The sequence below is a fragment of the Corynebacterium sp. CNJ-954 genome (genome assembly GCF_001942345.1).
Taxonomy (GTDB): domain Bacteria; phylum Actinomycetota; class Actinomycetes; order Mycobacteriales; family Mycobacteriaceae; genus Corynebacterium.
The window spans coordinates 37,699-47,653 of the sequence record NZ_MKKI01000008.1 but is presented as its reverse complement, the minus strand read 5'-3'; the positions used below and the strand labels follow the sequence as shown (position 1 = coordinate 47,653).

The following is a 9,955-nucleotide window of genomic DNA, read 5'->3' as shown; positions in this document are numbered from 1 at the left end:
GCATCACAGGTTGAAGACCGCTGGGATCTGGGAACCCAGCACCCCGGACGATGCCCTCACCCTGCACTGGCACGGCCCCGGCGGCAGTCGGGTCACCACGATCGCCGCCGGGCCACTGTCCCCGGCGAGACAACCCGATTGACCACTGTTCACCACAGCACCGTTGCAGTACCATCCGAGGCTATGCCCCTCATCGAGCTGCATGGCGTCCGAAAAACCTACCGATCCTCCTCCGGGGAAGTCCGGGCCCTCGACGGCCTTGACCTCGCGGTGGAGGAAGGCACCGTCCGAGGACTCCTCGGACCTAACGGCGCGGGAAAAACCACCACCGTCAAGGTACTGACCACCCTCATCCGCCCCACCTCCGGCACCGCCACCGTGGCGGGGCTCGACGTGGTGAAGCAGTCTGCCCGCGTCCGGGAGATCATCGGCGCATCCGGTCAGTACGCCACCATCGACGAAGACCTCTCCGCCCGGGAGAACCTCATGCTCATCGGGCGTCTGTTCCACCTCGGCGACCGGACGTCGAAGAAGCGGGCAGACGAACTCCTCGAACTCTTCAACCTCACCGACGCCGCCGACCGCCCGGTCAAGGGCTTCTCGGGAGGCATGCGCCGTCGTGCCGACCTGGCGTCCTCCCTGGTCAACAATCCGCGGATCCTCTTCCTCGACGAACCGACGACCGGTCTCGACCCCGCGGCACGCCTCAGCCTCTGGGACGTGATCCGGGAACGTGTCGCCGCCGGCACCACACTCCTGCTGACCACGCAGTACCTGGAGGAGGCCGACCAACTCGCCGACGAGATCAGCGTGATCGACAACGGCACCGTCATCGCCGAAGGCACCGCCGACGTCCTCAAGACGCAGGTCGGAGGCCAACGTGTCACCGTCACCCTGGCCGACCCGGCCGACGTGGACGCCGCAACACAGCTGCTGCAACCCCTCGCCCTCGGCCAGGAGAACGTCACCAGGCAGGAACGCACCCTCACGCTCGCGGTCGACGACGGGCCCGCCGCCCTCGAACGTGCCGTCCACGACATCCGGTCACACAACATCGACGTCCACGACATCGGTCTGGCCCGCCCCACCCTCGACGACGTCTTCCTCTCGCTCACCGGGGACGACACAGGGAAGGACGCGTCATGACCACCCTCAGCAACTGGTTCACCGATGTCCGCGCAGTGACCCTGCGCAACCTCATCCACTTCCGCCGTACCCCGGACGTCCTGATGTGGGGGATGGTCCAACCCATCATGTTCGTCCTGCTGTTCAGCCAGGTCTTCGGTGGCGCCATCCAGGTACCCGGGCAGGACTACACCGACTTCCTCATGGCCGGTATCTTCGTGCAGACCGTGGTCTTCGGATCGACCTTCTCCGGCATGTTCATGTCCGAGGACCGGAAGAAGGGCCTCATCGACCGGTTCAAGACCCTGCCGATGGCGCCGTCCGCCGTCCTGGTCGCCAGGACACTGGCAGACCTCGTCCTCAATACCCTCACGCTGATCGTGATGGTCCTGTCCGGGATCGCCGTCGGTTGGCGGTTCGAGGACGGGGTCGGACGCTTCCTCGCCGGCATGGGCCTGCTCCTGCTGTTCTCCTGGGCGTTCTCCTGGGTCATGGTGCTGCTCGGTCAGGTCGTCCGCAGCCCCGAGGTGATGAACTCCGCCACCTTCATGGTCCTGTTCCCGCTGACGTTCCTGTCGAACGCCTTCGTCCCGTCCGAGACAATGCCGACCGCCCTGCGCGTCTTCGCCGAGTGGAATCCGGTATCCGCGCTGGTCCAGGCCACCCGCGAGCTCTTCGGCAACACAGGCGACGCACCGGCTCCAGACATCTGGACGATGCAGAACCCGGTTCTCGCGGTCTTCGCCGCGGCGATCCTGCTCGTCCTGATCTTCGCTCCCCTGTCGGTGATGAAGTTCCGCCGGGCGGAGTAGCGGCTACTTCAGCAGCCGGGACATCCCCCGGTCGGCGAGAACCTTCCCGTCGGTCTGGCAGGTCGGACAGTACTGGAACGACGACTCGCTGAACACGACCTCCCGTACGGTGTCGCCGCAGACCGGGCAGGACTCCCCTGCACGGCCGTGCACCTGCATGCCGTCCTTCTTCGCCTGTTTGATGTCGGCGGCGTCAAGCCCCGAGAGGCGCTGGATTTCCGAGGCCATCGTCCCGACGACTGCGTCGTACAGTTGCCGTCGCTGTTCAGGAGCCATCGTGGCAGAGGTGAACGGTGACATCCGGGCGCGGTGCAGGATCTCGTCGGAGTAGGCGTTGCCGATCCCCGCGATGAGAGTCTGGTCGCGGAGGGCACCTTTGATCCGCGCGCGACCAGCCTCGTCCAGCACCCCGCAGAACGTCTCGAACGTGAAGTCCGGGCCCACCGGATCGACCCCGAGTGCCGCGACCCCGGTTACCTCGGCAGGATCGTTCACGAGATAGAGCGCGAGTTTCTTCTTCGTCCCCGCTTCCATGACGTCCAGGCACCCGTCTCCCAGTACCAGCCGGACGGCGAGGGGCCCCTTGCCGGGCTTCGGCCGGGTCGCCGGGACAGTGTCACGCCACCTGACCCATCCCGCTCTCGCCAGGTGCATGATCAGGTGGACGTCATCCATCTGGAGGTCGAGGAATTTTCCGTGGCGACGGACATCGGTGACCGTCTTCCCCACGAGTGAGGACGGTGCCACGGCCACCGTCTTGAGCGCGGAGAACGCCGTCAGGTCGACGCGGTCGACCACCCTCCCGCCGATCCGACGTCGCAGATCGACGGCCAGCGCCTCCACCTCAGGGAGCTCAGGCACCGGAACCACCCGCGGTGTACGGGATACGTCCGCCCGCGATCAGCATCTCGACCTGTCGGTCCGACAGGCGATGGCGCAGCGTCACGTCCCGACCACCGATCGTCGCGGTGACCTGGTTACCCTGACGGAGCGCGTCACGCAGCCGGGTGGCCACGAACTCGTCACCCTGCGAGATCGCGTCGTGGTCGGAGGGGTCGACGAACTCCAGCGGCAGAATCCCGAAGTTCGCCAGGTTCTGCCAGTGGATCCGCGCGAAAGACTTCGCCACCACGGCCTGCAGCCCCAGATACCGCGGTGCGATCACCGCATGCTCACGGGACGAACCCTGACCGTAGTTCTCGCCGGCGACCACGATGTGCCCACCGTCGGTCGCGGTGGCGCGCTCGAAGTAGGTGTCGTCGATGCGGGAGAAACTGAACTCCGAGATCTTCGGGATGTTGCTGCGGTACGGCAGCACCCGTGACCCGGCGGGCATGATCTCGTCGGTGGACACGTCGTCGCCCATGACCAGCAGCGTGGGTGCCGTCAGGTCGTCGTCCAGCGGTGCGAACTCCGGGAGAGACGAGATATTCGGCCCCTTGACCAGCTCGACCTTCGACGCCTCCTCCGGTTCCAGCGGCGCCAGCAGCATGTCGTCGACCGAGCTGAAACGCTCTGGCATCTGCGGCACAGGGCAGCTCATGTCGTACAACGACTCCAGCTCACGCGGATCGGTGATTCTCCCGGTCAGCGCAGCAGCGGCCGCGGTCTCCGGCGAGCACAGCCAGACAGCGTCCTCCTCCGTCCCGGAGCGCCCGGGGAAGTTCCGCGGCATGGTACGCAGGGAGTTCCGGCCGCTGGCGGGCGCCTGCCCCATGCCGATGCATCCCATGCAGCCGGACTGGTGGATCCGGGCGCCCGACGTCACCAGCGACGTCAGCCATCCTCCGGCGATCAGGTCGGCCAGCACCTCACGGGAGGTCGGGTTGATGTCCACGGACACCGTCTGTGCCGTCTGTCTCCCGTCCAGGATCTCCGCGACCACGGCGAAGTCACGGACCCCCGGGTTCGCGGACGACCCCACGACCACCTGGGAGACCTCCTCGTTCTCCTCCGCCACCTCGCGGACCGGAACGACATTGCCCGGTGAGGACGGCCGGGCGATCAGCGGCTCCAGGTCGCCGAGCTCGATGTGTTCGGTCACGTCGTACTGCGCACCGTCGTCGGCGACGAGACGGGTGAAGTCGTCGGGACGTCCGACGGCGGCGAGGTAGTCGCGCGCCGCGTCGTCCGCGGGGAAGACGCTCGCGGTGGCGCCGAGTTCGGCGCCCATGTTCGCGATCACGTGGCGGTCCATCGCCGTGAGGTTGTCCAGTCCCGGACCGTGGTACTCGATGATCCGTCCGACGCCGCCCTTCACCCCGTGGCGGCGCAGCATCTCGAGCACGACGTCCTTCGCCGACACCCACGGAGGGAGTTCACCGGTGAGCTCGACACCCCAGACCTCCGGCATGGACACGTAGAGCGGCTGTCCCGCCATGGCCATGGCGACCTCGAGGCCGCCGACGCCGATGGCCAGCATCCCCAGGGCACCGGCGGCGCAGGTGTGGGAGTCCGACCCGATCATCGTGGCACCGGGCCGTCCGAAATGGGCCTGGTGGACGGGGTGTGACACCCCGTTCCCCGCCTTCGAGAACCACAGGCCGAACCGCTGGGCCGCAGACTGGAGAAACACGTGGTCATCGGGATTCTTCTCGTCGGTCTGCAGCAGGTTGTGGTCGACGTACTGGACGGAAAGCTCCGTCTGGATCCGGTCCAGCCCCATCGACTCGAGTTCCAGCATCACCATGGTGCCGGTGGCGTCCTGGGTGAGCGTCTGATCGACGGTCAGGCCGATCTCACTCCCCGGGGCCAGATCAGCCATGTCCGCCATGTCGCTGTCGACCAGGTGGTCGGCGATGAGTTTCTGTGCGACATTCCTCTTCTCGTGCTGTGCGGTCTGCATACGGCACACCTCCTTCATCGCGTGCCCCCAACGCTACGCCGGAGTGGAACATGTTTCAGATCGTGAACAAGTACGTCGTCCCCCTTTTCCGGAGCGCCTGCAACGCAGGTAAGGTGTCCAGACGTGTCAGACACCGCAGCAGCCTCCCCCGCCAGCACCTCCACCGTCGCCTCCGAAGCGCACCGACGGCGCACCTTCGCCGTCATCGCCCACCCGGACGCCGGTAAGTCCACGCTGACCGAGGCGCTGGCGCTGCATGCCCGTGTCATCAACGAGGCCGGCGCCGTCCACGGCAAGGCCGGCCGCAAGTCCACCGTCTCGGACTGGATGGACATGGAGAAGGACCGCGGTATCTCCGTGGCATCCTCCGCGCTGCAGTTCGAGTACGCCCCGGAAGGCCACACCGGCGAGCCGTACATGATCAACCTCGTCGACACCCCCGGCCACGCCGACTTCTCCGAGGACACCTACCGCGTGCTCACCGCCGTCGACGCCGCCGTGATGCTCGTGGACGGTGCCAAGGGCCTGGAGCCGCAGACCCTGAAGCTCTTCCGGGTGTGCAAGGCCCGCGGGCTGCCGATCATCACCGTGGTCAACAAGTGGGACCGGCCGGGTAAGGAACCCCTCGAGCTGGTGGACGAGATCGTCACGGAGATCGGCCTGCAGCCGACCCCGTTGTTCTGGCCGGTCGGCCCCGCCGGCGACTTCCGCGGGCTGGCCCGCCTCGACAGCGACGGTGAGGTGCAGGAGTACATCCACTTCCTGCGCACCGCCGGTGGGTCGACCATCGCCCCCGAGGAGCACTACTCCCCCGCCGACGCATCGGCGAAGGAGGACGACGTCTGGGAGACCGCGGCCGAGGAGGCAGAACTGCTCGCCGCCGACGGCGCCGTGCACGAGCAGGAGCTCTTCCTGGAGTGCACGACCTCCCCGCTGATCTTCGCCTCCGCGATGCTGAACTTCGGCGTCCACCAGATCCTGGACACCCTCTGCGCCCTCGCCCCGCAGCCGGGGCCCCGTGAGTCCGACCCGGCCGTGGTCGAGGCTGCGGCATCCTCGGCAGGTGCGGCGATCGACACGGTCCGCGACGTCACCGACGCCTTCGCCGGTGTGGTCTTCAAGGTGCAGGCCGGCATGGACACCAACCACCGTGACAAGCTCGCCTTCATGCGCGTCGTCTCCGGCGAGTTCACCCGGGGCATGCAGGTCAGCCACGCGCAGTCGGGGCGCTCCTTCTCCACGAAGTACGCCCTCACCGTCTTCGGGCGCGACCGCAACACCGTCGAGGCCGCCTACCCCGGTGACATCGTCGGACTGGTCAACGCCGGCACCCTCGCCCCCGGCGACACGATCTACGCCGGACGGAAGGTCCAGTTCCGGCCCATGCCGCAGTTCGCCCCGGAGAACTTCCGCACGCTGCGGGCGAAGACGCTGGGCAAGTACAAGCAGTTCCGCAAGGCCCTGGACCAGCTCGACTCCGAGGGTGTGGTGCAGATCCTCAAGAACGACGCCCGTGGCGACGCCAGCCCGGTGATGGCGGCCGTCGGCCCCATGCAGTTCGAGGTCATGCAGGCCCGGATGATGGCCGAGTACAACGTGGAGACCGTCACCGAGCCGGTGCCGTACTCCGTGGCACGCCGCACCGACGCGGCCAGTGCCCCCGAACTCGGCCGCCAGCGCGGCGTGGAGATCTTCACCCGCTCGGACGGGGCACTCATCGCGCTGTTCGGCGACAAGTGGAAGCTCGCCTTCGTGGAGAAGGAGCACCCGGAGCTCACGATGGAGCCCCTGGTGGCCGACTGAGCGGAGATTCGCCTGATTTTGACCGGGAAATGAGGTAGTGTCCGGCAGGACGTCTTCAGTGAAAGGTAGCTCCTCCCCGTGTCATCCCGGATCCTCCGGACAGCGTGTGCCGCTGTCGTCGCCTGTGCCCTCACCACCCCCGCCGCTGTCGCCGGTACGGCAGCGCCCGACCCCCTGGACTGGGGCGCCTGCCCCACCGGATCATTCGCCAACCCCGCCGCCGAGTGCGCCGACATCGAGGTCCCGGAGGACTACGCGAACCCGGACGCCGGGACCATCACGCTCACGATGAGCCGGATCGCGGCCACCGGTGAGCGCAAGGGCGTCATCGCCGGGAACCCGGGCGGACCCGGCGGCGATGCACTCGCCATGTTCGCCGGCAGTAACGGAGCAGACGCCGAAGGCCGGATCGTCCTGCCCGCCGACGTCCGTGAGAACTACGACCTCCTCGCCGTCGAGCCCCGCGGGCTGGCCTGGGGGACGCCGCTGGACTGCTCGACGCCGGCAGGACCGGCCGCCCCCGCAGGCGATCTGCTCGCCGGATGTGAGTCGAACAATCCGGGGTACGCCGCGACCATCACCACCGACAACACCGCCCGCGACCTCGACGAGGCGCGCCAGGCTCTGGGTGAGGAGACGCTGAACCTCTACGGTGTCTCCTACGGAGGCCCGCTGATGGCGACCTACGCCACACTCTTCCCGGGGCACACCGGCCGGGTACTGCTCGACTCGTCGGCGTCCCCCGACCAGCGGTGGTTCGGCCTCGGCCAGGCCCGGAAGCAGGCCCGTGTGGACGGTCTCAACGCCATGTTCTCCTGGCTCGCCGAACGCGACGACGAGTACCACCTGGGGACCACACCGCTGCAGGTCTACCAGCGGTGGGCCGAGGTCGTCGCCGGCCCCTACGGCGTCCAGCTCCCGACCACCCCGCCCGCATCGACGGACGCGGACGCGCCGCTGCCCGGCGAACTGGCCACCCGTGTCGTCGACGCCGTGGTCTACGCCCAGTGGAGGGCCGGCACCCTCTCCGACACCACACGGATGCTCCTCGGCGATGAGAGCGCACTTCTCGGAGTGACCGCCGGGCAGTCCGGTCTGATGGACGGTCTCTACAGTGAGAAGCTGTGGCCGGTCATCGGAGAGCAGCTCAGCAACCCGGGCGCCCAGCAGGCCGAGCAGCCCCCGTTGTCCGAAGAGGAGACCGCCGCCCTGGAACTGATGCAGACGCAGATGGCCTACGTCGACCGGGCGATCATCTGCAACGAGAACACCTCGGCACCGGACCCCTCACTCGTGGTACCGACCCTGGTCACGCAGTACACCGGTGGCGACCTGATCCGGTACAACGAGGACCTGATCGGCTCCGGTCTCTACTGCGACGGCTGGTCCGCCACCACGGTGCCGACCGATCCGTCCGGCGCGGAGCTTGAGCACGCGCCGCTGAACATCGGCTACTCCCACGACACCGCGGTCACCGCGGAGGGTGCCACCGACATGCACCGCGCGATGGGCGGGGACCTGCTGACTCTCGACGGTTACTCCCACGGCGTCCTGCTGGAGGATCCGCAGGCGTTCGAGGACGAGATCAGTGCGTACTTCGCCTGAGTAGTTCCACCAGCCCGCGGGTCAGCGCGCCGGTCCAGCCGGCCATCTCGTGACCGTGGGTGCCGATGTCGAGGCTGGCCGGCACGCCCGCTCCGCGCAGCGCGTCCGCCACCGCCGCCGCGTGATCGGGCATGCTCCTCCCCTCACCCCTCCCGGCGCTGAGGTGCACCCGCACGCCGGACGGTGCCCCGGACTCCCTGATCTCGGCCGCGACATCGCCGAACCAGAAGGATCCCGAGGTCGCCACGGCGAGCCGGACGGCGTCGGGTCGCCGCAGCACCAGGTCCACCGCGGACAGTCCGCCGAGGCTCTCGCCGGCGATGACCGTGCGCCCGGGCGGGACGTCGACGAGACCGCGCACCCACGGCAGCACCCGGTCGGCGATGAGTGTGCGGTAGCCCTCCGAGCGGGACAGCAGGGCGACGCGGTCGTCGCGCGTGTCCACCGCCACGAGCGCGACACGCGGGAGGCGTCCGGACGAATGCAACCGCTCCAGCGCTGCCGGGAGCGAGGTCTGTGACCAGGCGGCGCCGTCGCTGATCACCAGCAGGTGGTCTGCCCCGCAAAGTCCGCTGGTCCACAACCGACGCCCGTCCAGTTCCGTCTCGTCCCAGGTGACGGGATCATCCTCGGCCCACCCGGGTCGTTCCGGGGCTCCCGGCATGATCAGACGTCCGGAAGCGGCACTCCCGGGCATCGGCGGCCGCCAGGCGGAGTGGTCCAGGACGTGCGGAACGACGGAGTCCATCAAACCCAGCCACCGCAACCGGGAATCGGCGGTGGTGTCGAACCGTGCTGCCGCGTCCGCGTCCAGCGGGACCACCCGGTAGGACGAGACGAGATCGTCCGGCACGGAGAGCGTGGACGTCCACCCCTCCCCGTCCGGCGTCATACGGTGCAGATCCGGGGTGTGGTGGTCGTGCATCCCGTCGATGTGGAGGAGCACGCGCTCAGCGCGGCCGGGGTAGGTGAAGGTCAGGTCCACGGCGTCACACCAGGTGGATCACGCCGAGGAGGACAAGGAACACCGCCACGATGTAGCCCCCGGCGCGGGCGACGGTCGCCTGATTCTGGCGCATCCACCCGAAACCGCGTCCCACGGCGCTGTAGGGTCGCATCCGGATGTACCCGACCACGAGAGCGCACAGGAACGGCAGACTCAACGCGACCGACGCATAGGCGATCATGCCGACATAGCGGGTGAGCGTGGCGAAGTCACCGGCACTCATCACGGCGATGCCGGCGAAGAAGGGGACGGACGTCACCGACTGGACGAGGCCCAGGACGAGCCCGGTGCCGACGGTCGCCCAGGACGGCGTCTTGAGCGGTTTCATGATGCGCCGGACGAGGCCGGACGATCCGTCCCCACCGCCGCGCCATGACAAGACCGCACCGGCCACTCCGGTGAGAATGAGCAGGACACCGAGGACAGGAGACTCGACGACGGTCTTGATCTTCTCGCCGAGCCCGTCGAAGACGACCATGGTGAGCAGCGCGAGCACCAGCACCCCGAGCCAGTCACCGAAGACGAGGCGGGTGGCCACCGCGCCGTAACGACCTCCCCTGTCTTTCAGCGGCTGTGCGATTCCGACCGCGACCAGGACACCGATCAGCAGGAAGTTGACGGTGTCCGCGAGGGCGAAACTCAGCACGTACAGCACACCGGCTGATCCTACACGGTGGTTGCACAGGCATACCCCGGACCACCACCGCTAAAACATAGCTGTGCACTGATCGTGCAATATTGCGCAACCGGTGCAATAAT

The 9,955-nt window shown here is 67.9% G+C and carries 8 protein-coding genes; 4 read left to right on the top strand and 4 right to left on the bottom strand.

Annotated elements, in window-relative coordinates; all coding sequences use genetic code 11:
- The first annotated feature begins 183 nt into the window (after nt 1-183).
- Nucleotides 184-1,146, top strand: a complete 963-nt coding sequence (locus tag BJF89_RS04220) for an ATP-binding cassette domain-containing protein (protein ID WP_075812522.1) — start codon at nt 184-186, stop codon at nt 1,144-1,146.
- A complete protein-coding gene (locus tag BJF89_RS04215; RefSeq protein WP_075812520.1) occupies nt 1,143-1,937 on the top strand; it encodes an ABC transporter permease in 795 nt (264 codons plus the stop codon). The genes BJF89_RS04220 and BJF89_RS04215 overlap by 4 nt, the downstream gene beginning before the upstream one ends.
- A gap of 3 nt (nt 1,938-1,940) precedes the next feature.
- Here the strand turns inward: BJF89_RS04215 and BJF89_RS04210 are convergent, their stop codons facing one another.
- Together BJF89_RS04210 and BJF89_RS04205 are read right to left on the bottom strand one after the other, a co-directional pair.
- Nucleotides 1,941-2,798, bottom strand: coding sequence for a DNA-formamidopyrimidine glycosylase family protein (locus tag BJF89_RS04210; RefSeq protein WP_075812538.1), 858 nt, complete (start codon nt 2,796-2,798; stop codon nt 1,941-1,943).
- Nucleotides 2,791-4,782: an aconitate hydratase gene (locus tag BJF89_RS04205; RefSeq protein WP_075812518.1), complete on the bottom strand. Its 1,992-nt coding sequence runs from the start codon at nt 4,780-4,782 to the stop codon at nt 2,791-2,793. The genes BJF89_RS04210 and BJF89_RS04205 overlap by 8 nt, the downstream gene beginning before the upstream one ends.
- A 123-nt stretch (nt 4,783-4,905) precedes the next feature.
- Between BJF89_RS04205 and BJF89_RS04200 the strand changes: the two genes are divergently transcribed.
- Both BJF89_RS04200 and BJF89_RS04195 read left to right on the top strand, forming a co-directional pair.
- Nucleotides 4,906-6,585, top strand: coding sequence for a peptide chain release factor 3 (locus BJF89_RS04200; protein ID WP_075812516.1), 1,680 nt, complete (start codon nt 4,906-4,908; stop codon nt 6,583-6,585).
- 78 nt (nt 6,586-6,663) lie between these two features.
- Nucleotides 6,664-8,190 carry an alpha/beta fold hydrolase gene (locus tag BJF89_RS04195; protein WP_075812514.1) on the top strand — a complete coding sequence of 509 codons (1,527 nt, stop codon included), beginning with the start codon at nt 6,664-6,666 and terminating at the stop codon, nt 8,188-8,190.
- Here BJF89_RS04195 and BJF89_RS04190 read toward each other — a convergent pair.
- Nucleotides 8,171-9,175, bottom strand: a complete 1,005-nt coding sequence (locus BJF89_RS04190) for an alpha/beta hydrolase-fold protein (protein ID WP_075812512.1) — start codon at nt 9,173-9,175, stop codon at nt 8,171-8,173. The two genes, BJF89_RS04195 and BJF89_RS04190, sit on opposite strands and share 20 nt — an antisense overlap.
- A gap of 4 nt (nt 9,176-9,179) precedes the next feature.
- Nucleotides 9,180-9,851 carry a GAP family protein gene (locus BJF89_RS04185; protein WP_075812510.1) on the bottom strand — a complete coding sequence of 224 codons (672 nt, stop codon included), beginning with the start codon at nt 9,849-9,851 and terminating at the stop codon, nt 9,180-9,182.
- Nucleotides 9,852-9,955: the final 104 nt, after the last annotated feature.